Origin of the sequence: Streptomyces blastmyceticus, assembly GCF_039521185.1 — a bacterium.
Classification (GTDB): domain Bacteria; phylum Actinomycetota; class Actinomycetes; order Streptomycetales; family Streptomycetaceae; genus Streptomyces; species Streptomyces blastmyceticus.
The window spans coordinates 1-22,455 of sequence record NZ_BAAABW010000021.1; the positions used below are offsets into that span (position 1 = coordinate 1).

Genomic DNA, 22,455 nt, shown 5'->3' on the forward strand with positions numbered 1-22,455 from the left:
GGCGCAGCCGCTTCGGGGGTCCGGGGGTTTCCCCCGGTTTCGGGAAGGGGCGGGGCTGGGGAACAAGCCCGCCGGGCCGCACCCGAGCACGGGCCCGGGGCGGAGCCCGACCGCGAAGCCCCAGGTCAGAGCTCCTCGCCGCCGGTGAGCCGCGCAGTGATCCGGTCCAGCAAAGCGAGATCATCCGGCGGCAGTGCCAGCAGTGCCGCCGGCGGCGTGCCCAGAATGCGATTCGCCCGCTCCGCCGCGGCGCGGCCCGCCTCCGTCACCGACACGATCTTCGACCGCCGGTCCGCCGGGTTCGCCGTGCGTTCCACCAGGCCGCGGCTCTCCAGGTCGTCCACGACCAGCGTCGCGTACGGGCGGTCGGTCAGCAGCTGGTCGGCCAGCTCCCGCAGGGTCACCGGCTCCCGGGCGATCCGGCGCAGCGCCTTGACGCGGAAGAAGCTCATGCCGAGCGCCTCGACGACGTCCTTGCGCCGTTCGTTGCCGCCCAGGACGATCTCCCGGAGGTTCGCCCAGGCGCGCTCGGCGGTCGCCGAGGTGGTGTCGTGCGTGGTCATGGTGGTGTCACCGGGATCCTGATCTGGTGGGGAGCGAGGCGGCGGCCGGTCGCGTGCTGCCCGGGCCGAGGCGGGCGGCGGCGCGTTCGGCGGTGCCGGTGGCCCAGCGGCCGGTGGTGATCGTACCGAGCAGCAGGACGGCCAGTCCGCACGCGGCGATGATCCACCAGCCCGTGAGCTGCAGCCCGGCGGCGACCGCCGCGCCGATCACGGCGACGCCGAGCGACTGGCCGACCTGGCGGCTGGTGGAGACGATCGCGGCGGCGACCCCGGCGCGGGAGCGCGGCATGCCGGAGACGGCGGTGTTGGTGATGGGGGCGTTGATCAGGCCGAAGCCGATGCCGAAGAGGACGTACGCCGTGAACAGCGCCGCGTCGGTCGACTGCGCGTCGAAGGCGGCGAACATCAGGCCGCTGGCCGTCATCGCCGTACCGCCCAGGACGAGCGGCAGCCGGGGGCCGCGCGCGCTGACCAGGCGGCCCGACAGCGGGGCGCAGACCAGGGTCATGGCGGCCATCGGCAGCATGAACAGCCCGGCGTGGAGGGCGGACAGGCCGCGCCCGTTCTGGAGGTAGAGGGTGTTGAGGAAGAGGAAGCCGCCGAGCGCGGCGAAGGCGCTCACGCCGATCGCGGTGGCCCCGCTGAAGGGCACGCTGCGGAAGAAGCCCAGCTCGACGAGCGGTTCGTGCCGCCTCCTCTCGTACGTCAGCAGCCCGGCGAGCGAGCCGAGGGCGAGCGCGAAGCAGCCGAGGATCAGCGGTGAGGTCCAGCCCGCGGCGGAGCCCTCGATGATTCCGTAGGTCACCGAGCCGAGCAGCGCGATCACCAGCAGCTGGCCGACGGGGTCGGGCCTGCGGGGCTTCGGGGCGCGGGACTCGGGGACGAAGCGGGCGGTCATGACCAGGGCGAGCAGCCCGACCGGCAGGTTGATCCAGAAGATCGAGCGCCAGCCGACCGATTCGACGAGCGCGCCGCCGACGATGGGCCCGGCGGCCATGCTGATGCCGACGACACCGCCCCACACGCCGATCGCGCGGGCCCGTTCCTTCGGGTCGGTGAAGGTGTTGGTGATGATCGACATCGCGACCGGGTTGAGCATCGAGCCGCCGACCGCCTGGACCATCCGGAAGGCGATCAGCCAGCCGAGCCCGGGGGCCAGGCTGCACAGCAGGGATCCGGCGGTGAAGAGCGTCAGGCCGACCTGGAATATCCGTCTGCGGCCGATCCGGTCGGCGGTCGAGCCGCCCAGCATCAGCAGCGAGGCCAGCACGAGGGTGTAGGCGTCGATCGTCCACTGGAGGCCGGAGACCGAGGCGTGCAGCTCCTTCTGCATCGACGGCAGCGCCACGTTGAGGATCGTGTTGTCGAGGCTGACGATCAGCAGGCTCGTGCAACAGATCGCCAGGACGAGCAGCCGTCGGCGGCGGGAGAGCTCTGGCATGCGGCAGCACCTCGGATAGTTGTATTCCTCTAATGATTTAAAGAGTACAACTAAATGGGGCGGATGGGTACGCGACAATGAGTGGCATGACGAACGACGCCGCCACGCCCCTCCAGATCGGCCCGCACACCGTGTGGCCGCCGGTGGTGCTCGCCCCCATGGCGGGGATCACCAACGCACCCTTCCGCACGCTGTGCCGGGAGTTCTCCGGCGGCAAGGGGCTCTTCGTCAGCGAGATGATCACCACCCGGGCCCTGGTCGAGCGGGACGCCAAGACCATGCGCCTGATCCACTTCGACGGCACCGAGAAGCCGCGCTCCATCCAGCTCTACGGGGTGGACCCGGAGACCGTCGGCAAGGCCGTCCGCATGATCGTGGACGAGGACCTCGCCGACCACGTCGACCTCAACTTCGGCTGCCCGGTCCCCAAGATCACCCGCAAGGGCGGCGGCTCGGCGCTCCCGTACAAGCGGAACCTGCTGCGCTCGATCCTGCGGGAGGCCGTCGGCAACGCCGGCTCGCTGCCCGTCACGATGAAGATGCGCAAGGGCATCGACGACGACCACATGACCTATCTCGACGCCGGGCGGATCGCCGTCGAGGAGGGCGTCACGGCCATCGCGCTGCACGGCCGCACGGCCGCCCAGCACTACGGCGGCACCGCCGACTGGGACGCCATCGCGCGGCTGAAGGAGACCGTCACCGAGATACCGGTCCTCGGGAACGGCGACATCTGGTCGGCGGAGGACGCCGTGCGCATGATGCGCGAGACCGGCTGCGACGGCGTCGTGGTCGGCCGCGGCTGCCTGGGCCGGCCCTGGCTCTTCGGCGACCTGGTGGCCGCCTTCGAGGGCGGCGGCGCGCCCGCGGCGCCGGTCTTCAAGGAGGTCGCCCGCGTCATGGTGCGCCACGCGGAGCTGCTGGGGGAGTGGCTGGAGAGCGAGGAGCGCGGCGTCATCGACTTCCGCAAGCACGTCGCCTGGTACACCAAGGGCTTCTCGGTCGGCTCCGACCTGCGCAAGAAGCTGGCCGTCTCCTCCTCCCTGGCCGAGCTGGCCGCTCTTCTGAGCGAGGTCGACGGCGACCAGTCCTGGCCGCTGGGCGCGGACGGGCCCCGTGGCCGTACGTCCGGGCGCAACCGGGTCGTCCTGCCGGACGGGTGGCTCGACGACCCGTACGACTGCGCGTCCGTGAGCGCGGACGCGGAGCTCGACACGTCGGGCGGCTGACACCGCGCGGAGCGCGTTCCGGGGTCCGGGGCGGAGCCCCGATTCCCGCGGTCGGGCAGCGTGATTCTCGCCACCTCTGATCATGGGGGCGCTCAGATGAGCGGCTGGAAAGCGGCGGTACCTTTCTGAAGGGTGGCACTGGGTGCCACCCTTCTTGTATTCATTAGTTGATGACTCACCTCTTGATTCGTCGACGCTGCGTGACCTCACGCCTCCGGCTTGTCATCCTTGGTTCAAGTGTTGAACGAGCGGGTTCCGGCCTCTTTTCCGGGCCTTGACTTTCGATCTGCTGGCAGACGGGTGGTTACGGCCCTATGACCGTGGAGTGGACCTCCTCAAAAGCCTTCGATCTGGGTACGCTCCCCGCCGTCAGCATCGTTTGAGCAGCCTTCCCCTCACCTGTGTACGGGGGGACCCCAGTGAGGAGTCGAGTCCCGTGCCGGAAACCCAAGATCGCCAGAAGTTCGTCTACGACTTCACCGAGGGCAACAAGGACCTCAAGGACCTGCTCGGCGGGAAGGGCGCCAACCTCGCCGAGATGACCAACCTCGGCCTGCCCGTACCACCCGGCTTCACCATCACCACCGAGGCGTGCAAGGTCTACCTCGCCAGCGGCCACGAGCCCGCGGCACTGCGTGACGAGGTATCCGCCCACCTCGAGGCCCTCGAGGCCGGGATGGGCAAGAAGCTCGGCCAGGCCGACGACCCGCTGCTGGTCTCCGTCCGCTCGGGCGCCAAGTTCTCCATGCCCGGCATGATGGACACCGTCCTCAACATCGGCCTCTCCGACGCCTCGGTCACCGGGCTCGCCGCCCAGGCCGGCGACGAGCGGTTCGCGTGGGACTCCTACCGCCGCCTCATCCAGATGTTCGGCAAGACCGTCCTCGGCGTCGACGGCGAGCTCTTCGAGGAGGCGCTGGACGAGGCCAAGCGGGCCAAGGGCGTCACCACCGACATCGACCTCGACGCCGCGGACCTCCGGCGGCTCGTGGCGGAGTTCAAGGACATCGTCTCCAAGGAGACCGGCCGGGACTTCCCGCAGGAGCCGCGCGAGCAGATGGACCTCGCCATAAGGGCCGTCTTCGAGTCGTGGAACACCGAACGCGCCAAGCTCTACCGCCGTCAGGAGCGCATCCCCGGCGACCTGGGCACCGCCGTCAACATCTGCTCGATGGTCTTCGGCAACCTCGGCCCCGACTCCGGCACCGGCGTCGCCTTCACCCGCGACCCCGCCAGCGGCCACCAGGGCGTCTACGGCGACTACCTCCAGAACGCGCAGGGCGAGGACGTCGTCGCGGGCATCCGCAACACCGTGCCGCTCGCCGACCTGGAGCGGATCGACAAGGCCTCGTACGACCAGCTGATCCAGATCATGGAGACGCTGGAGACGCACTACAAGGACCTCTGCGACATCGAGTTCACCATCGAGCGCGGCAAGCTCTGGATGCTCCAGACCCGCGTCGGCAAGCGCACCGCGGGCGCCGCCTTCCGCATCGCGACCCAGCTGGTGGACCAGGGCCTGATCGACGAGGCCGAGGCGCTCCAGCGCGTGACGGGCGCCCAGCTGGCGCAGCTGATGTTCCCCCGCTTCGACGAGAAGGCCAAGGCCGACCTGCTGGGCCGGGGCATCGCCGCCTCCCCGGGCGCCGCGGTCGGCAAGGCCGTCTTCGACTCCTACACCGCCGTGAAGTGGTCCCGGTCCGGCGAGAAGGTCATCCTGATCCGCCGCGAGACCAACCCCGACGACCTCAACGGCATGATCGCCGCCGAGGGCATCCTCACCTCGCGCGGCGGCAAGACCTCGCACGCCGCCGTCGTCGCCCGCGGCATGGGCAAGACCTGTGTCTGCGGCGCCGAGGAGCTCGAGGTCGACACCAAGCGGCGCCGGATGACCGCGCCGGGCGGGGTGGTGATCGAGGAGGGCGACGTAGTCTCCATCGACGGCTCCACCGGCAAGGTCTACCTCGGCGAGGTCCCCGTCGTGCCGTCCCCGGTCGTCGAGTACTTCGAGGGCCGCATGCACGCGGGTGCCGACGACGCCGACGAGCTGGTCCAGGCCGTCCACCGGATGATGGCCTACGCCGACCGGATGCGCCGGCTGCGCGTACGGGCCAACGCCGACAACGCCGAGGACGCCGCCCGCGCCCGCCGCTTCGGCGCCCAGGGCATCGGCCTGTGCCGCACCGAGCACATGTTCCTCGGCGAGCGGCGCGAGATGGTCGAGCGGCTCATCCTCGCCGACACCGACGGCGAGCGCGAAGAGGCGCTCGGCGCCCTGCTGCCGCTCCAGAAGACCGACTTCGTCGAGCTCTTCGAGGCCATGGACGGCCTGCCGGTCACGGTCCGCCTGCTCGACCCGCCGCTGCACGAGTTCCTCCCCGACATCACCGAGCTGTCGGTGCGCGTCGCGCTCGCCGAGGCCCGCGAGGACGCCAACGAGAACGACCTGCGCCTCCTGCAGGCCGTGCACAAGCTCCACGAGCAGAACCCGATGCTGGGCCTGCGCGGCGTCCGGCTCGGCCTGGTCATCCCCGGCCTGTTCGCCATGCAGGTACGGGCCATCGCCGAGGCCGCGGCCGAGCGCAGGAACGCCAAGGGCGACCCGCGTGCCGAGATCATGATCCCGCTGGTCGGCACGGTCCAGGAGCTGGAGATCGTCCGCGAGGAGGCCGACCGGGTCATCGCCGAGGTCGAGGCCGCCACCGGCACCGAACTCCGGCTGACCATCGGCACGATGATCGAGCTGCCGCGCGCCGCGCTGACGGCCGATCAGATCGCCGAGGCCGCCGAGTTCTTCTCCTTCGGCACCAACGACCTCACCCAGACCGTGTGGGGCTTCTCCCGCGACGACGTCGAGGCGAGCTTCTTCACCGCCTACCTGGAGAAGGGCATCTTCGGCGTCAGCCCCTTCGAGACCATCGACAAGGACGGCGTCGGCTCGCTCGTCCGCTCGGCCGTCAAGGCCGGCCGGGCCACCCGCCCCGACCTCAAGCTCGGCGTCTGCGGCGAGCACGGCGGCGACCCGGAGTCGGTGCACTTCTTCCACGAGGTGGGCCTGGACTACGTCTCCTGCTCGCCGTTCCGCATCCCGGTGGCACGCCTCGAGGCGGGCCGGGCGGCGGCTCTGGGCGGGGGCAGCGACAGCCGCTGACCTGACGGACGTCGGAGCCGTCGCCGGGGCCTTGATGTTCGGCCCCGGCGGCGGCTCCGTCGTATGGTCCGGGGGTACGGGGGCGGAGCCCCCGAGCGGTAACCCGCACGTAACGCGGGCGTGCCCCACCACCCGGACGCCCGCCGCATGGCGAAGGGGCGGCGCCCGTGCGGGAGCGCCGCCCCTCTTTACTCCCCCACCGGGAGTTGTTGCCGCCCGCATCGGCTCGGGCGGCAACTCGCATACTCAGCGGCCGCTTTTTCGCTCGCCACCCCCCACGGGAACGAGCGGGAGCAGCCCTGAGTGCGTGAATAGCATTTCGCTTCCGCGACGTTCCCCGCGAGTCCTTTCAACTGTGGCCAAAAGGACGTGGTAACAGCTCGTATCGGTGTGCATACTCAGTGAGCGGGGGGTGGTTGCGGATGTCTCATGTGGGGGTTTGGTGCTACGCGTCCATTTCACTGGACTCGATCTGGCCCGGTTGCGCCTGGCCGGAGACCCGGACGCACTCTGGGAAACCGTTTTGAGTCTGCACCGGCTCCGGGACAAACAAGGCGAGTCGATCTTCGGAGATTGGCGGTCGGAAACCCGGGCCAGGTTGAATGGTGAAACTCGGCTTCTCGCCCCGCTGGTTCCCTCCCGCGGCTATTTTCCGGACTTCCTGACGCCCCCCGAAGGCGTACTGGGACTGGACTCGGGCATGCAGGCGCTGCGCGAGACGCCGCCCGACCGGGTGCACCGGGAGCTGGGCCGGCTCTCCACCGTCCGTACGCTCCCCGCTTGGATACGATCCATGGCGGAGGGCGACTCCCGGGCCTTCGCCAAGCTGACGGGTGCCCTGCACGCCTACCACGAGGCGGCCATCGCCCCCTACTGGAGCCACATACAGGCGCAGATAGAGGGGGACCGCGCGGTGCGCGGCCGGGCCCTGCTGGACGGCGGCGCCGACGCGCTGCTGTCCTCGCTGCCGCCGATGATGCGCTGGCGGGCGCCCGTGCTGGAGGCCGACTATCCGGTGGACCGCGACGTCCACCTCAACGGGCGGGGCCTGCTGCTGGTCCCCTCGTTCTTCTGCCGCCGGACGCCGGTCACGTATCAGAACCCCGACCTGACGCCCGTGCTCGTCTACCCCGTCCGGCACCTGTCGGAGTCCGGGCCGCCCGTGGACGCCCCGCCGCGGTCGCTGGGCAAGCTCGTCGGCCACACCCGCTCGGCCGTGCTCGGCTCCATCGGCGGCGGCTGCACCACCAGCGAACTCGCCCGCCGCGTCGGGGTGTCGGCGGCCTCGGCCAGCCAGCACGCCGGTGTGCTGCGCGAGGCGGGCCTGGTGCTGACCCTGCGCAACGGCAGCGCCGTGATGCACACCCTGACGCCGCTGGGCGCCGCCCTGCTGCGCGGCGGCCACCGCGCCCCGCAGCCGCGCCGCCCTCAGCCGTCGATCCCCGAACGCTCCACCCCGGCGACTATGTAGCGCTGGAGCAGCAGGAAGACCAGCAGCAGTGGCACGATCGACACGGCCGCGGCGACGAACAGTTCGTGGATGTTGACCGTCTGCGCCGTGGTGAAGGTCGACAGGGCGACCTGCACCGTCCACGCGTCGCGGTCCTGGCCGATGACCAGCGGCCACAGGAAGGCGTTCCAGGCGCCGATGAAGACGATCGTGCCCACCGCCGCGAACACCGGGCGCGCGTTGGGCACCACGATCCGCCAGTACGTCCGCCACGGGCCGAGACCGTCCACCTGGGCGGCGTCCTCCAGCTCGCGGGGGAAGCCCAGGAAGTACTGGCGGAAGACGAAGCAGGCGAAGGCGCTGAACAGCGTCGGCACGATCAGCCCGCGCAGCGTGGAGATCCAGCCGAGCGAGGAGACGAGCACGAAGGACGGCACGAAGGTGACCGCCGCCGGGACCATGAGGGTGCCCAGGACCGCGTAGAAGACCGCGTTCGCGTGGCGGTAGGGGATCCGGGCCAGGCCGTAGCCGGCCGGCGAGGCGAGCAGCAGGGTGCCGGCCGTGGTCGCCACCGCGATCAGCGTGGAGTTCAGCAGCGCGTGCGCCATCGGCACGTTCGGGTCGTCGAACAGCTCCCGCAGGTTCGACCAGTGCAGCTCGCGCGGGAAGAACGTCCAGCCCGGCGCGGTGATGTCCTTCTCCGTGGCCAGCCCGTTCCGCAGCAGGAGGTAGAACGGGATCAGGAACAGCGCGGCCAGCGCGATCAGCAGCACCAGCCGCAGCGCCCGCCCCGCCCGTACGAGGGCGTCGTCCGTCTGCCTCACCCTTCCGCCTCCCGCCTGCCCAGGCCGAACCAGCGCGCCTGTGCCACCGTCACGACCGCGATGATCAGCGCCAGGACCACGGCCCCCGCGCTGCCCAGGCCGAGATTCTGCCCCTGCCCGAGCGCCGTGTAGTAGAGGTAGACCAGCGGCGGCCGGGCGTAGGGCGGGTAACCGCGGGCGTCCGAGAGGAGGTTGTAGAACTCGTCGAACGCCTGGAAGGCGTTGATGACGAGCAGCAGCACCACCGCGACCGACGTGGCGCGCAGCGCCGGGAAGGTGATGTGCCGGAAGGTCTGCCAGCCGGGCCGGGCGCCGTCGACGGCGGCGGCCTCGTACAGCTGGGGCGGGATGCGCTGGAGCCCGGCCAGGAAGAGCACCATGTAGAAGCCCGTCTGGAGCCAGAGCCGCACGGTGACGAGGACCAGCCAGTACCAGGGCGGGTCGGTGGTCGACAGCCAGGCGACCTGGTCGGCGCCGAACCAGCCGAGGACGGTGTTGGCCAGCCCGAACCGCACCCCGTTGAAGATCGACAGCTTCCAGACCAGGGCCGCGACGACATACGAGCACGCGGTCGGCAGAAAGAAAACCGACCGGAAGAATGCGCGCGCGAAGCGCAGCCGGCCCACCGCCAGCGCCAGGCCGAGCGACAGGGCGTAGGTGGCCGGGACGATGAAGGCGGTGAAGACCGTGAAGGTCACCAGGGCGGAGCGGAAAGCGGGTTCACCCAGCACCGCCGTGTAGTTGTCGAGGCCGACGAAGTCCGTCGGCGAGACGGTGTTGTGGGCGTCGAAGAAGCTGAGCCAGACGCTCCAGGCGAGCGGCACATAGGTGAAGAGCGCGAGGCCGAGCGCGAACGGACCGACGAAAATCCAGAACCAGAGGGTCTGATTCCGCTCGCGTGGGGTGGAGCGGCGGCGTGTGCTGCCGGGGGCGGCCATTCAGGACTTCTTCCGTACGCGCCGGAGTTCGTCCTCCGTCGTGCTCACGGCCCCGCGCAGCTCGCGCTCCGGGTCGGCGCCGTCCTTGATGATGCGGCTGAGGGCGTCCTGATAGGCGGTTCGGCTCGCCACCGTCCACAACAGGGGCTGCGCGTAACCGTGATCGGCTGTGAAGCGCACCACTTCGGCCGCCGCGCCTTCTTTCAGCCGGCCCGCCTTCGCGGCGAGCGACAGACGGGCCGGTATGTGAAATCCGTAGGAGAGCGCGAAGTCCTCCTGATAGTCGGTGCGGTCTACCCACAGCCACTTCACATACGCCTTGGCAGCGTCCCGCCGCCCGCTGCGGGTGCTCACCGCCGAGCCGAACGCGCCGACCGGCACGGCCGGCTTGCCCGACGGGCCGTCCGCGGGGAAGGGCAGCACCCCGAAGTCGTCCCCCAGCGCCTTGCGCACCTGCGGCAGCGCCCACAGCCCGGACCACTGCATCGCGGTGAGCCCCTGCACCAGCGCGGACGGGTCGGACCAGTCCGCGGGCGCGCCCAGCAGCAGCGACTTGTCGGCGTACATCCGGTGGATCTTGCCGAGGGTGCGGGCCGCGGCCGGGTCGTCGAAACCGGCCCTGCCGTCGTCGGTGACCAGGGAGAGCCCCGCGGCGTACAGCGGAGTGCCACCGAGGACGCCCGCGCCGCCGTCGTTGCCCAGGAACAGCCCCTTGGTGCGGGAGTTTGTGAGCCGCTTCGCCGCGTCGACCAGCTCGTCCAGGGTCCGCGGCGGCCGCACCCCCGCCTTCTCCAGCAGGCTCTTGCGGTAGTAGAGCAGCTGGGTGTCGACGACCTGCGGGACCGCCCACACCCGGCCGTCGTACGTCTTGGGCGCGAGCGCCGCCGGGTGGAAGTCGGCGCGCACGCCCGCGACCAGATCGGTGAGGTCGACGACCTGGCCGCCGCGGATCTGGTCCAGCGTCGGCCCGTCCGACTCGAACACATCGGGCCCCGAGTCCGTCAGCAGCGCGGCCGCGACCTGCTGGTCGTAGGCGCCGGGCCGCCACTGGATCCGCACGTCGGCGTCCTTGTACGCCCCCGCGTACCGCCGCACCGCCTGCTCGGTGCCCGGCTCGCCGTACTGGTGGTACCACTGCGACAGCGCGGCCTTCGAACCCCCGCCGCCGCGCCCGGTGTTGGAACCGCACGCGGCGGCGAGCCCGCCTGTCAGCGCGAGCGCGCCGCCGCCCGTCAGGAGTCGTCTGCGGCTGATCGCCATTTCGCCCGTCCCCTCGCTGTGCCGGCCGTGACCGTACGGCTCAACGATCAACGATGGCGGGGGATTACGACAGAGGCGTTACCTGCGCGTGGCGCGCTTTCCGGCCATGGTGGGCGGCTCGGCGCCGAGGCGGAAGCGGAGGCGGCAGATCACCGCGTCGGTGTCGCGGCGGACGGCGTGGGCGACGACCGCGCCGCGCTGGTTCTGCAGCAGCCGCTGCCACACGTGTGCGGGCTCGACCTCCGGGATCAGCACCGTGACCCGGTTGTCGGGGTGCCGGTCGGACAGCTCGCGCACATAGGCGACGATCGGGCCGCCCAGGGACCTGCCGGGGGCGGGCAGTTCGACGAGGTCGACGCCCGGGTCCCACAGCTCCCAGTCGCGGCGCAGCGACTCGGCGGCCCGCCGGCCCTCGGCGTCGGGCTGGGCCACGGTCACCGCCACCACCTCGTCGCCGAGCGACACGGCGGCGGTCAGGGCCTTGCTGGTCAGCCGGGACAGCGAGGACACCGGCACGACGACCAGGGAGTGGCAGCGGCGCGGCGTCTCCGGCACCCGGCCCAGCCCCAGCCGGTCGCCGATCCGCCCGTACGCGCGGTGGACCGCCTCGAAGACCAGCACCATCAGCGGCAGCGCGAGGACGATCAGCCACGCGCCCTCCTCGAACTTCGTCGCGGTGACGACGACGGCCGAGACGCCGGTGAGCAGCGCGCCGAAGCCGTTGAGCAGCGCCTTGCCGCGCCACTTGGGAGAACGTTCCTGCCGCCAGTGCCGCACCATGCCGACCTGGCAGATCGTGAAGCCGACGAAGACGCCGATCGCGAAGAGCGGCACCAGGGTGTTGACGTCGCCGCCGGAGAAGAGCAGCAGCAGCGCGGACACGGCGGCCAGCGCCAGCACCCCGTGGCGGTGCACCTGGCGGTCGGCCTTGAGGCCGAAGACGTGCGGCAGGTAGTTGTCCCGGGCCAGCAGGCCCATCAGCACGGGCAGCCCGCCGAAGGAGGTGTTCGCCGCCAGCGCCAGCAGCACCACGGTCGCGAACTGCACCACGTAGAAGGCCCAGTTGTGGCCGAGCGAGGCGTCCGCGAGCTGGGCGAGGACGGTGACGCCCTCGACCGGCTGGAGGTGGAAGCGGCCGATGAGCACCGACAGGCCGATCAGCATCACGCCGAGCAGCGCGCCCAGCGCGACCTCGGTGCGCTGCGCCCGCCGGGTGGCCGGGGCGCGGAAGGACGGCACGGCGTTGGCCACGGCCTCCACGCCGGTCAGCGCGGAACAGCCCGCGGCGAACGCCTTCAGCAGGAGCAGGGCGCCGACCGCGGTGGCGTTGCCCGCGAGCACGGACGCGTGCCCGGTGGCGGCCTCGGTGCTCGCGGGGGCGTTCCGCAGCAGCCCGGCCACGATCATCGTCAGGATCGAGCCGACGAACACCGCGGTCGGCACCATGAACCACTTGGCCGACTCCACGATGCCGCGCAGGTTCACGGCCGTGACCAGGGCCAGCACGGCCAGGCAGATCCACAGCCGGTCGCCGTAGAGGGAGGGGAAGGCGGAGGTGAGGGCCGCGACGCCGGCGGTCACGGAGACCGCCACGTTCAGCACGTAGTCCAGCACCAGGGAGGCGGCGGTGACCAGGCTGGTGCGCCGCCCCAGGTGCCGCTTGGCGACCGCGTACGAACCGCCGCCGTCCGGGAAGGCCGCGATGACCTGCCGGTACGAGGCGACGAGCACGGCCAGCAGCGCCGCGATCGCGAGCGTGACCGGGAGCGTGAACCCGAGGCCGTACGCCCCCGCCGCCGCCAGCACCAGCACGATCGACTCCGGCCCGTAGGCGACGGACGCCATCGCGTCGAGCGACAGGGCGGCCAGGCCCTGGGTGGCGGTCAGCCGGTGCCGGTCCTCCGTGGACGGGCGCGCGGCCCCGGTATCGGGCGGTTCCTCGGCCCCGGCACGCTCGTCCGTATTGGCCACCATGGACATCTTTTGTCGTACCTCCGTGACGTGGGACGGCCAGCGTGCGCCCGGCTTCGGCCGCCCGCGCACGGTCTTGGCGGTCTCTTGGCGCCGTTCGGCGGGATCTTCACGCGTTCTTGACGGGCCGGGCTGAGGAGGTGTCAGCGACCCGTCAGGGTTCGGCCGCCCGGCGTCAGCGTGGCATCAACACCTGACGACCCGTCGGCCCGGCGGTCCTAGCGTCACCACCATGGGACGGCGACAGCCCTTGCGGGTACAAAGTGGTGGACACGCCCTGCGGCTCCGCGGCGGCCGCGAGCGGCAACGGCCCCGGGCGGTGTCCCCGCCGGGCGGCGCGGTCCTCGCCCACGACCGCAACTGGCGGCGCGAGGCGCGGGCCGCGTGGTACTCGGGCGTGGCGCTCACCGGCGCCCTCACCCTCATCGACCTCGCCCGCGGCGCCCTCGACGGGTTCCGCGGCGGCTGCTGGGTGGCGCTCGGCGCCCTCCTCCTCGCGGTGCTCATGCCGCAGCGGGTCACCGCGGGGGAGGGCTGGCTGGCCACGCGCGGGCTGCTGCGCGAGCGGCGCGTACGGACCGACCTGCTCACCCAGGTCCGGCGTTCCGACGGCATCACGCCCCGGCTGATCCTGCGCGACGCGGGCGGCGCCCGCGTCGAACTGGACCCCGCGGTCCTCGTCGACAACCCCCTCCTCTGGCACCACCTCGACACGGGCGCCCGCCGCGCCCGCACCGTCGGCCTGCTCCGCGAGGGGGCGACCCCCTTGGCGTGCGTGGCGCGGCGCGTGGACGACGAGGTGGCACGCGAGCTGCTCCGGGAGGCTGGGCTGGAGTGAGCGTCACCGAGGGGGCGACCACGCGTACGTGACACCCGTCAGCCGCTCCGACGTCTCCCAGAGCCCCGCGGCGGCCCGGGAATCCCGCGTCCAGGGCGCCCGCGGGGACTTCTTCGGGACGCCCGGCCCGAAGAAGTCGCCCTGCCCCACCTCCGGCGCCGTAGCCGCGTACAGCGTGGGCACCGCGCCGGCCTCCGCGCTCCGCGCCACCGTGCGGTTGAGCAGCTCGAACAGCCGCTCAAGCCAGGCCCGCTCCTCCATCAGCGCCCCCTTGGTCTGGAGGTTCGTCGCCGCGTAGCCGGGGTGCGCGGCCGCGGCCAGCACCGGCGAGCCCTCCGCCGCCAGCCGCCGGGACAGCTCGTGCACGAAGAGCAGGTTGGCGCTCTTGGAGCGGCCGTACGCGGCCCAACGGCGGTAGCGGTGCTCCATGTTCGGGTCGCGGGGGTCGACCGTGCCCAGGAAGTGCAGCCAGCTGGAGACGCTGACGACCCGCGCGCCCCGCCCGGCCGCCCGCAGCCTGGGCAGGAGCAGTCCGGTCAGCGCGAAGTGGCCCAGGTGGTTCGTGCCGAACTGCATCTCGAAGCCGTCGACCGTCTTGCGCTCCGGGAGGGCCATCACCCCGGCGTTGTTGATCAGCAGATCGAGCCGACGGTCCGGGAACTCCGCGGCGAAGGCCCGCACCGACGCCAGGTCCGCGAGGTCCAGCGGGGCGAACAGGACGTCCGCCCCGGGCGCCTCCGCCCGGATCCGCTCCTCCGCCGTCTTGCCGCGCGTCGCGTCCCGGCAGGCCAGCACCACCCTCGCCCCCCGGCGGGCGAGCTCCCGGGCGGTGACGTAGCCGATGCCGCTGTTGGCACCGGTCACCACGGCCGTGCGGCCGCTCTGGTCGGGGATGTCGCTCGCGCTCCAGCCGTCCACGTCCACCGTTCCTCCGCGTGGGGAGCTTCCAGACTAGGCGAGAGTGGTGCGCGGGGCCCCGCGATTCGGCCGGGCGGCGTACGGACGGCTTGTTCCCCAGCCCCGCCCCTTCCCGAAACCGGGGGCAAGCCCCCAGACCCCCGGGGTGCGCACTTCAGCCCGTCCGGCGTTTGAGGACAGCGCGCGAAGCGTGCTTCGGGGGTCCGGGGGCAGGCCCCCGGTGGGTGACCACCGGCCGTCACCAACCCGGCACCGTAACCGACTTGCCTGCCCCGTAGCATCCGCACCGTGCCCCCTGACATGTCGCTGACCACGATCCTTCTTCTCTGTCTCGCCGCGGCCGCAGCCGGCTGGGTCGACGCGGTGGTCGGCGGCGGCGGGCTCATCCAGCTGCCCGCCCTGCTCGTCGGGCTGCCGCAGGTCGCCCCCGCCCATGTCCTCGGCACCAACAAGGCCGTCGCCATCTGGGGTACGACCGCGGCGGCCGTCGCCTACGCGCGCCGTGCCACGCTGGACCTCCGCAGGGCCCTGCGGATCGGCCTCGCCGCTCTCGGCGGCTCGCTGGCGGGCGCCTTCTTCGCGTCCGGCATCAACAGCGCCGTGCTGCGCCCCCTGATCATGGCCATCCTCCTGGCGGTGCTCGCCTTCGTGCTGCTGCGCCCCACCTTCGGGGTGACGGCGCAGGCGTCGGAGGTGCCGGTGACGCGCCGCCGGGTGCTGACCGCGATCCTGGTGGCGGGTCTGGGCATCGGCTTCTACGACGGGCTCATAGGCCCAGGCACCGGCACGTTCCTGGTCCTCGCGCTGGTCGCGATGCTCCATATGGACCTGGTGACCGCCTCCGGCACGGCGAAGATCGTCAATGTCTGCACCAATGTGGGCGCGCTGGTGACGTTCTCGCTCCAGGGGTCGGTGATCTGGCAACTGGCCGCCCCCATGGCCCTCTTCAACCTCGCCGGCGGCGCGGTGGGTGCCCGGATGGCGCTGAAGCGGGGGAGCGGGTTCGTGCGGGTGGTGCTGGTCGTCGTCGTGGTGTCCCTCGTCTGCAAGCTGGGCTACGACCAGTGGGGCGGGTGACGGACGGGGTGCGCGGCACGCCGGGAGGTACCTCCGAACGGGGCTCACAGGTCGCTCGTACGCTGGCCTTATGCCCGATCGTGTGTCATTCGGCTGTACGAAAATAAGTCTGGCGCGGGCCGGAAAACGACGGATGCGGTTAGCCTGTCGACTACCTTCCTGACGTGGTGGGGGTGCACGTGCGTTTCTCCCGGTGGCGCCGGGCCCGGTGGGTCCGGGCCGTGCTCGCGGGGCTCTATGTCGTCACGCTGGCGGCGGCCGTGCCCAAGGGCGCCGGCGGGCATGCCAGGGACGGCAGCTGGTCCAGCGAGGAGGCCCGGCGGTTCTGGGGACCCGCACGGATGTCGGCGTCGTCGGAGAGCGGCTCCGACCAGGACTCCGGCCGGGACACCGACTCCGCGGCCCAGCAGATCAGCGGCAGCGCCCGGCACTTCGACGGGGTGCCCGCGGTCGGCGTGCTGTTCTACGTCGGCGAGGACATGAAGGACCACCACTGCACGGCGAGCGTGGTGCACAGCCCCAAGGGCAACCTCATCATCACCGCCGGGCACTGCTCGTTCGGCGACGACGCCGCCTTCGTGCCGGACTACCGCACGGGCGCCGCCAAGCAGCCGTACGGCGTCTGGGCGGTGGACCGCACCTTCGTCGACCCGCGGCGCACCGACACCGGCGAGGGCTCCGACCTGGACTTCGCGTTCGCCACCGTCAAGCCCGACAGCCTCGGCCGCCGGCTGGAGCGGGTCACCGGCGCCAACCGGCTCGTCCGTACGCCCGGTTACACCAACCGCGTCACCGTCATCGGCTACCCCGACGCCGACGACGACCCCGCCGACCAGGCGATCCGCTGCACGGCCATGACGAGCCGCCTCGACGACCGCAGACAGCTGAAGATGCGCTGCGACGGCTTCTTCTCCGGCACGTCGGGCAGCCCGTGGCTGATGCACTTCGACGAGAAGACGAAGACCGGCGACCTGGTGGGGGTGCTCGGCGGGCTCAACGGCGGCGGTCCCGACGGGGACACGAGCTCGCAGATCTCGTACAGCCCGGTCAACGACGACGAGATCTTCAAGCTCTACCTCGACGCCATAAACAATCGCGAGCCCAGCCGCGGTTAGCGGCCGGTCAACGGCCCTCGGAGGCCAACGCGCGCGCCAGCCCCGGCTCCCGCGGCCCCAGGAAGCGCGGACCGGGACGCACCAGCGCCTCCACCGCCGCCTTGCCCGAGGCGAAGACCTCGCGGGCCCCGCCCGCGTACCAGGTCACGTCGTGCGCGTCGGCCGCCGCACCCACGCCGTACGCGTCGATGCCCGCCGCCCCGCACAGCGCCAGCGCCCGCCGGATGTGGAAGCCCTGGCTGATCAGCACGGCCTTGCGCACCCCGAAGACCCGCACCGCGCGCGTGCACGAGTCCCAGGTGTCGAAGCCCGCGAAGTCGCTGACGATGCGGCCGTCGGGCACGCCCCGCTGCGTCAGATAGGTGCGCATCGCGTCCGGCTCGTCGTACTCCGTGCGGCTGTTGTCACCGGTGACCAGCACCACCCGGACCTTGCCCGCGCGGTACAGCTCGACCGCCGCGTCGAGGCGGTGCGCCAGATACGGGGACGGCTCGCCGTCCCGCAGCCCCGCGCCGAAGACCATGGCCACCGGCGCCTCCGGCACGCTGCCGGCGTCCCGCACCCGGGGCGTCGCCGAGGCGTACACCCAGGTGACCGGGGCCAGCGCGAGCAGGCAGCCCGCCACCACCGCCCACAGCGCACGGCGCCGCCCCGCCGTCGTACGCGGCAGCCGCAGCCGGCCCCTCAGCCTCACGTCGACACCTTTCCGCCGATTTTCCGTCGACATTGATCAACGCCACCGGGGCCCGGCCGGTTCCCGGCGCCATCCGGGCGCGGCCGGAACGCCCGCCGCCGGACCTCGCTCCATCGCTGCTGTCACACCCGGCGGTTACCGTCGGGGGTATGAACGGCTCAGCACGGATGGCGAAGGAACAGCCCGGCATCGCCGGATACGAAGCGTCGGACCTGGAGCGCTGGGCGCCCGAGCCCGACAAACGCCCGGGGCGCACCGCCTTCCAGCGCGACCGGGCGCGCGTCCTGCACTCCGCCGCGCTGCGCCGCCTCGCCGGGAAGACCCAGGTCGTCACCCCCGGGGTCAGCGGCCAGGCCTGGGACGCCAGCCCGCGCACGCGCCTCACGCACTCCCTGGAGTGCGCCCAGGTGGGCCGGGAGCTGGGCGCGGCCCTCGGCTGCGACCCCGACCTGGTGGAGGTCGCCTGCCTGGCCCACGACCTCGGCCACCCGCCGTTCGGGCACAACGGCGAGCAGGCGCTCAACGAATTCGCCGAGCCCTGCGGGGGCTTCGAGGGCAACGCCCAGTCGCTGCGCCTGCTCACCCGCCTCGAACCCAAGCGCTTCGTCCCCCGCGACGGGGAGCTGTGCAGCGTCGGCCTCAACCTCACCCGGGCCGCCCTGGACGCGGCCACCAAATACCCCTGGCCGCGCGGCGGGCACCCCACGGACGAGGGCTCCCGCAAGTTCGGGGTATATCCGGACGACATCCCCGTCTTCACCTGGCTGCGGCAGGGCGCCCCCGAGGGCAGACAGAGCTTCGAGGCCCAGATCATGGACTGGTCCGACGACGTGGCGTATTCCGTCCACGACGTGGAGGACGGCCTGCACGCGGGCCACCTCGACCCGAACGTGCTCCTCGCCGGGCCCGAGCGGCAGGAGGTCTTCGCCGTCGCCGCGAGCCGCTACGCCCCGGGCGCCGCGCCCGAGGAGCTCGCCGAGGCCCTCGACCGGCTGCTGGAACAGGAGTGGTGGCCGCACGGCTACGACGGCTCCGCCGTCGCCCAGGCCCGCCTCAAGGACGCCACCAGCCAGCTCATCGGCCGGTTCTGCCTCGCCGCCGAGAGCGCCACCCGCGCCGTGTGGGGGCACCGCCCGGGCGCGCTGACCCGCTACCGCGCGGAGCTTGTCGTCCCCCGGGTGACCCGGCTGGAGTGCGCCGTTCTCAAGGCCGTCGCCGACCGCTTCGTGATACAGCGCCCGGACCAGGAGAAGCTCCGCGCCGACCAGCGCGTCGTCATCGCCGAGCTCGCGGAGGCGCTCGTCGCCCGCGCGCCCGACGGTCTCGACCCGCAGTTCCGCACCCTGTTCGCCGCGGCCCACGACGACGCCGGGCGGCTGCGCGCCGTCGTCGACCAGATCGCCGCCCTCACCGACGCCTCCGCCCGCACCTTGCGCGCCCGGCTCACTGTGGCGGGGACTGTGGCAAAAGGGTGACCGAATGTCCACAGAATCCGAGCAGTTCCCCCGCACCATGCGGGTACTGACCCGTCCGGGGTAGTCCCTCTTCCGGCGGCACACTCCGTGCGGGACCCTCTGCACGGGCGTTTTCGACCGGGGGCGGTAGCGCAGACGCACTGCGTGGCAGCGAGGAGGCAGCAAGTGGTCGACGCACACCAGACGTTCGTCATCGTCGGAGGGGGCCTGGCCGGGGCGAAGGCGGCCGAGACCCTCCGCTCGGAGGGCTTCACCGGCCGGGTGATCCTCATCTGCGACGAGCGTGACCACCCCTATGAGCGGCCCCCGCTCTCCAAGGGGTATCTCACGGGCCAGGACGACCGCGACAGCGTCTTCGTCCACGAGCCCGCCTGGTACGCCCAGGCCGACATCGAACTCCACCTCGGCCAGCCCGCCGTCCACCTCGACCGCGAGAACAGGTCCGTGCGCCTCGGCGACGGCACCCGCATCCACTACGACCGGCTGCTGCTGGCCACCGGCGCCGAGCCCCGCCGCCTGGACATCCCCGGCACCGGCCTCGCCGGCGTCCACCACCTGCGCCGCCTCGCCCACGCCGAGCGGCTGCGCGGCGTCCTCGCCTCCCTCGGCCGCGACAACGGCCACCTCGTCATCGCCGGAGCGGGCTGGATCGGCCTGGAGGTCGCCGCCGCCGCCCGGGGCTACGGTGCCGAGGTGACCGTCGTCGAGCCCGAGCCCACGCCGCTGCACACCGTCCTCGGCCCCGAGCTCGGCCAGCTCTTCACCGACCTGCACAGCGAGCACGGCGTCCGCTTCCACTTCGGCGCCCGGCTCACCGAGATCGCCGGGCACGACGGCATGGTGCTCGCCGCCCGCACCGACGACGGCGAGGAGCACCCCGCCCACGACGTCCTCGCCGCCATCGGCGCCGCCCCGCGCACCGCCCTCGCCGAGGCCGCGGGGCTCGCCCTCGTCGACCGCGCCGACGGCGGGGGCATCGCCGTCGACGCCTCGCTGCGCACCTCCGACCCGCACATCTTCGCCGCCGGTGACGTCGCCGCCGCCGAGCACCCGTGGCTGGGCACCCGGCTCCGCGTCGAGCACTGGGCCAACGCCCTCAACAGCGGCCCCGCCGCCGCCCGCGCCATGCTCGGGCAGGAGGTCGTGTACGACCGGGTGCCCTATTTCTTCTCCGACCAGTACGACGTCGGCCTGGAGTACTCCGGCTACGCGCCGCCCGGCTCGTACGACCAGGTCGTCTGCCGCGGGGACGTCGGCAAGCGCGAGTTCATCGCCTTCTGGCTGTCCGAGGGGCGGCTGCTCGCGGGCATGAACGTCAATGTGTGGGATGTCACCGAGACGATCCAGTCCCTCATCCGCTCCGGCACCCGGCTGGACGCCGACGCCCTGGCCGACCCCGGTGTGCCGCTGGATTCGCTGATCACCACGTGAGGACCGTCGGCCCTGGGCGGGAGCGCCGGTGCCCGGCCGTAGAATTCACGTGTGGCAGGACGGATCAACGATGACGACGTGAAGGCGGTCCGGGACGCGGTCCCGATCGACTCCGTCGTGTCCGAATACCTCCAGCTCCGCAACGCCGGGGGCGGCAATCTCAAGGGCCTGTGCCCCTTCCACGACGAGAAGTCCCCGTCCTTCCAGGTCAGCCCCGCCAAGGGGCTCTTCTACTGCTTCGGCTGCCAGGAGGGCGGGGACACCGTCGACTTCGTCATGAAGATCGACCACCTCTCCTTCGCCGAGACCATCGAGCGGCTCGCCGGCCTGGCGGGCATCACCCTGCGCTACGAGGAGGGCGGCTACACCCCGGGCCGCCAGCAGGGCGAGCGCATCCGCCTCGTCGAGGCCCACAAGCACGCCGCGAAGTTCTACGCCGACCAGCTCGACAGCCCCGAGGCCGAGATCGGCCGGGCCTTCCTCGCCGGGCGCGGCTTCGACCAGGCCGCCGCCCAGCACTTCGGCGTCGGCTACAGCCCGGCCGGCTGGGACCACCTCACCCGCTTCCTGCGCGGCAAGGGCTTCAGCGACAAGGAGCTGATCCTTTCCGGCCTCGCCCAGGACAGCCGCAACGGCCGGCCCATCGACCGGTTCCGCGGCCGCCTGATGTGGCCCATCCGCGACATCACCGGCGAGGTCATCGGCTTCGGCGCCCGCAAGCTCCGCGACGACGACAACGGCCCGAAGTACCTCAACACCCCCGAGACCCCCCTCTACCGCAAGTCGCACGTCCTCTACGGCATCGACCTCGCCAAGAAGGACATCGCCAAGACCAGCCGCGCCGTCGTCGTCGAGGGCTACACCGACGTCATGGCCTGCCACCTCGCCGGGGTCACCACCGCCATCGCCACCTGCGGCACCGCCTTCGCGGCCGACCACGTCAAGATCCTCCGCAGGCTGCTGATGGACAACTCCCGCTCGAAGGTCATCTTCACCTTCGACGGCGACGCCGCGGGCCAGCGCGCCGCCCTGCGCGCCTTCGAGGACGACCAGAAGTTCGCCGCGGGCACCAACATCGCCGTCAGCCCCGGCGGCATGGACCCCTGCGAGCTGCGCCTCGACCGGGGCGACGAGGCCGTGCGCCAGCTCGTCGACGACAGCACCCCCCTCTTCGAGTTCGCGATCCGCTCCGTGGTCGAGCGGCACGAGGCCGACACCCCCGAGGGCCAGGCCGCCGCCCTGGAGGAGGCCGCGCCGATCGTCGCGGGCATCAAGGACAGCTCCATCCGCCACCAGTACGCGGTCCGCCTCGCCGGGCTGCTCGGCATCCTCGACACCCAGTTCGTCGTCATGCGCGTGGGCCAGCTCGCCCGCTGGGCCCGCGAGCGCGGCAACCGCCCCGACCAGGGGCGCACGCACCGCGCCGCCGCGGCCGCCGCACCCCGGCCGCCGGCCCCCCGGGGCGCCCGGGGCCCCGCCCTCAACCTCCGCAGCCCCGCCCAGCTCACCGAGCGCGAGCTGCTCAAGCTCGCCCTCCAGCGCCCCGAGCTCGTCGCCCCCGCCTTCGACGCCTACGGCGAGGACGAGTTCACCGCCGCGCCGTACGTGGCCGTCCGCTGCGCCATCGAGCAGGCCGGCGGCGTCACCGACGCCCCCGCCGACTACCTCACCCGCGTCCGGGACGCGGCCCCCGACGACACCGTCCGCTCGCTGGTCACCGAGCTGGCCGTCGAGGCGATCCGCCACAAGAGCGTGGACGAGATCTACGCCGGTATGCAGCTGGTCCAGGTCCGCCTGCGGGCCGTGGAGCGGCGCGTCAAGGAGGTCCAGGGCAGCCTCGTCCGCCTGGGCGCACAGGCCGCGCCGGACCATCTGGCCGCCGTGCAGAACGAGTTGTGGGTGCTTGAGCAGTACGGCAGGGCACTGAAGGACCGCGGCGCCGCTGCGCTGTAGCGCTCCCGAGCCTCGACCTCCCGGGCCGCACGCGACACCCGTCGGTAACCCCCGGTCACGGAGTGGACTCAGAAAGTGCCCGCAAGCCCCTCGTGGCGGACCTGTGTCGTACCCCACACTGGTGGGC

At 72.2% G+C, this 22,455-nt stretch carries 17 protein-coding genes; 9 read left to right on the forward strand and 8 right to left on the reverse strand.

Features of this window, described 5'->3' with window-relative positions:
- Positions 1–125: 125 nt before the first annotated feature.
- The gene (locus ABD269_RS18725; protein ID WP_344119220.1) at positions 126–563 is read right to left on the reverse strand and encodes a MarR family winged helix-turn-helix transcriptional regulator; all 438 of its coding nucleotides are present in this window, start codon (positions 561–563) and stop codon (positions 126–128) included.
- Between the two features lie 7 nt (positions 564–570).
- Positions 571–2,004: an MFS transporter gene (locus ABD269_RS18730; protein ID WP_344119222.1), complete on the reverse strand. Its 1,434-nt coding sequence runs from the start codon at positions 2,002–2,004 to the stop codon at positions 571–573.
- A gap of 86 nt (positions 2,005–2,090) precedes the next feature.
- Between ABD269_RS18730 and dusB the strand changes: the two genes are divergently transcribed.
- From dusB to ABD269_RS18745, 3 genes are all read left to right on the forward strand, one after another.
- Positions 2,091–3,233 carry a tRNA dihydrouridine synthase DusB gene (gene dusB, locus ABD269_RS18735; protein ID WP_344119224.1) on the forward strand — a complete coding sequence of 381 codons (1,143 nt, stop codon included), beginning with the start codon at positions 2,091–2,093 and terminating at the stop codon, positions 3,231–3,233.
- A gap of 436 nt (positions 3,234–3,669) precedes the next feature.
- Positions 3,670–6,384 (forward strand): pyruvate, phosphate dikinase, encoded by a 2,715-nt coding sequence (ppdK, locus tag ABD269_RS18740; protein ID WP_344119226.1) that lies wholly within the window; start codon positions 3,670–3,672, stop codon positions 6,382–6,384.
- A 442-nt stretch (positions 6,385–6,826) separates the two neighbouring features.
- On the forward strand, positions 6,827–7,855 hold the full coding sequence (locus ABD269_RS18745) for an ArsR/SmtB family transcription factor (protein ID WP_301894491.1): 1,029 nt from the start codon (positions 6,827–6,829) through the stop codon (positions 7,853–7,855).
- Here ABD269_RS18745 and ABD269_RS18750 read toward each other — a convergent pair.
- The 4 genes from ABD269_RS18750 to ABD269_RS18765 form a co-directional block, all read right to left on the reverse strand.
- Positions 7,813–8,658 carry a carbohydrate ABC transporter permease gene (locus ABD269_RS18750; protein ID WP_344119228.1) on the reverse strand — a complete coding sequence of 282 codons (846 nt, stop codon included), beginning with the start codon at positions 8,656–8,658 and terminating at the stop codon, positions 7,813–7,815. The genes ABD269_RS18745 and ABD269_RS18750 overlap by 43 nt on opposite strands.
- On the reverse strand, positions 8,655–9,596 hold the full coding sequence (locus tag ABD269_RS18755; protein WP_344119230.1) for a carbohydrate ABC transporter permease: 942 nt from the start codon (positions 9,594–9,596) through the stop codon (positions 8,655–8,657). The genes ABD269_RS18750 and ABD269_RS18755 overlap by 4 nt, the downstream gene beginning before the upstream one ends.
- A complete protein-coding gene (locus tag ABD269_RS18760; protein ID WP_344119233.1) occupies positions 9,597–10,856 on the reverse strand; it encodes an ABC transporter substrate-binding protein in 1,260 nt (419 codons plus the stop codon). It lies immediately after the preceding gene.
- 78 nt (positions 10,857–10,934) lie between these two features.
- Complete coding sequence (locus ABD269_RS18765) at positions 10,935–12,836, reverse strand: APC family permease (protein WP_344119235.1); 1,902 nt, start codon at positions 12,834–12,836, stop codon at positions 10,935–10,937.
- A gap of 223 nt (positions 12,837–13,059) precedes the next feature.
- Between ABD269_RS18765 and ABD269_RS18770 the strand changes: the two genes are divergently transcribed.
- Positions 13,060–13,665, forward strand: a complete 606-nt coding sequence (locus ABD269_RS18770) for a hypothetical protein (RefSeq protein ID WP_344119237.1) — start codon at positions 13,060–13,062, stop codon at positions 13,663–13,665.
- Between the two features lie 3 nt (positions 13,666–13,668).
- On the opposite strand, the gene ABD269_RS18775 is transcribed toward ABD269_RS18770, so the two are convergent.
- Positions 13,669–14,583, reverse strand: a complete 915-nt coding sequence (locus tag ABD269_RS18775; RefSeq protein WP_344119238.1) for an oxidoreductase — start codon at positions 14,581–14,583, stop codon at positions 13,669–13,671.
- A gap of 288 nt (positions 14,584–14,871) precedes the next feature.
- On the opposite strand from ABD269_RS18775, the gene ABD269_RS18780 reads away from it, so the two are divergent.
- Positions 14,872–15,660: a sulfite exporter TauE/SafE family protein gene (locus ABD269_RS18780; RefSeq protein WP_301887573.1), complete on the forward strand. Its 789-nt coding sequence runs from the start codon at positions 14,872–14,874 to the stop codon at positions 15,658–15,660.
- Between the two features lie 164 nt (positions 15,661–15,824).
- Positions 15,825–16,775, forward strand: a complete 951-nt coding sequence (locus ABD269_RS18785) for a trypsin-like serine peptidase (protein ID WP_344119240.1) — start codon at positions 15,825–15,827, stop codon at positions 16,773–16,775.
- 7 nt (positions 16,776–16,782) lie between these two features.
- On the opposite strand, the gene ABD269_RS18790 is transcribed toward ABD269_RS18785, so the two are convergent.
- Positions 16,783–17,469, reverse strand: coding sequence for a SanA/YdcF family protein (locus ABD269_RS18790; protein ID WP_425572922.1), 687 nt, complete (start codon positions 17,467–17,469; stop codon positions 16,783–16,785).
- A 149-nt stretch (positions 17,470–17,618) separates the two neighbouring features.
- Here ABD269_RS18790 and ABD269_RS18795 point away from each other — a divergent pair, with 149 nt between their 5' ends.
- The 3 genes from ABD269_RS18795 (at position 17,619) to dnaG (ending at position 22,328) form a co-directional block, all read left to right on the forward strand.
- Positions 17,619–18,944, forward strand: a complete 1,326-nt coding sequence (locus tag ABD269_RS18795) for a deoxyguanosinetriphosphate triphosphohydrolase (protein ID WP_344119244.1) — start codon at positions 17,619–17,621, stop codon at positions 18,942–18,944.
- A gap of 165 nt (positions 18,945–19,109) precedes the next feature.
- A complete protein-coding gene (locus ABD269_RS18800) occupies positions 19,110–20,375 on the forward strand; it encodes an NAD(P)/FAD-dependent oxidoreductase (RefSeq protein WP_344119246.1) in 1,266 nt (421 codons plus the stop codon).
- Positions 20,376–20,426: 51 nt separating this feature from the next.
- Positions 20,427–22,328 (forward strand): DNA primase, encoded by a 1,902-nt coding sequence (dnaG, locus tag ABD269_RS18805; protein ID WP_344119248.1) that lies wholly within the window; start codon positions 20,427–20,429, stop codon positions 22,326–22,328.
- Positions 22,329–22,455: the final 127 nt, after the last annotated feature.

Excerpts from the sequence above, each read along its gene's own strand:
- ABD269_RS18725 (WP_344119220.1), bottom strand. The coding sequence starts at position 563 with ATGACCACGCACGACACCACCTCGGCGACCGCCGAGCGCGCCTGGGCG.
- ABD269_RS18730 (WP_344119222.1), bottom strand. The coding sequence starts at position 2,004 with ATGCCAGAGCTCTCCCGCCGCCGACGGCTGCTCGTCCTGGCGATCTGT.
- dusB (WP_344119224.1), top strand. The coding sequence starts at position 2,091 with ATGACGAACGACGCCGCCACGCCCCTCCAGATCGGCCCGCACACCGTG.
- ABD269_RS18755 (WP_344119230.1), bottom strand. The coding sequence starts at position 9,596 with ATGGCCGCCCCCGGCAGCACACGCCGCCGCTCCACCCCACGCGAGCGG.
- ABD269_RS18760 (WP_344119233.1), bottom strand. The coding sequence starts at position 10,856 with ATGGCGATCAGCCGCAGACGACTCCTGACGGGCGGCGGCGCGCTCGCG.
- ABD269_RS18765 (WP_344119235.1), bottom strand. The coding sequence starts at position 12,836 with ATGTCCATGGTGGCCAATACGGACGAGCGTGCCGGGGCCGAGGAACCG.
- ABD269_RS18770 (WP_344119237.1), top strand. The coding sequence starts at position 13,060 with ATGGGACGGCGACAGCCCTTGCGGGTACAAAGTGGTGGACACGCCCTG.
- ABD269_RS18795 (WP_344119244.1), top strand. The coding sequence starts at position 17,619 with ATGAACGGCTCAGCACGGATGGCGAAGGAACAGCCCGGCATCGCCGGA.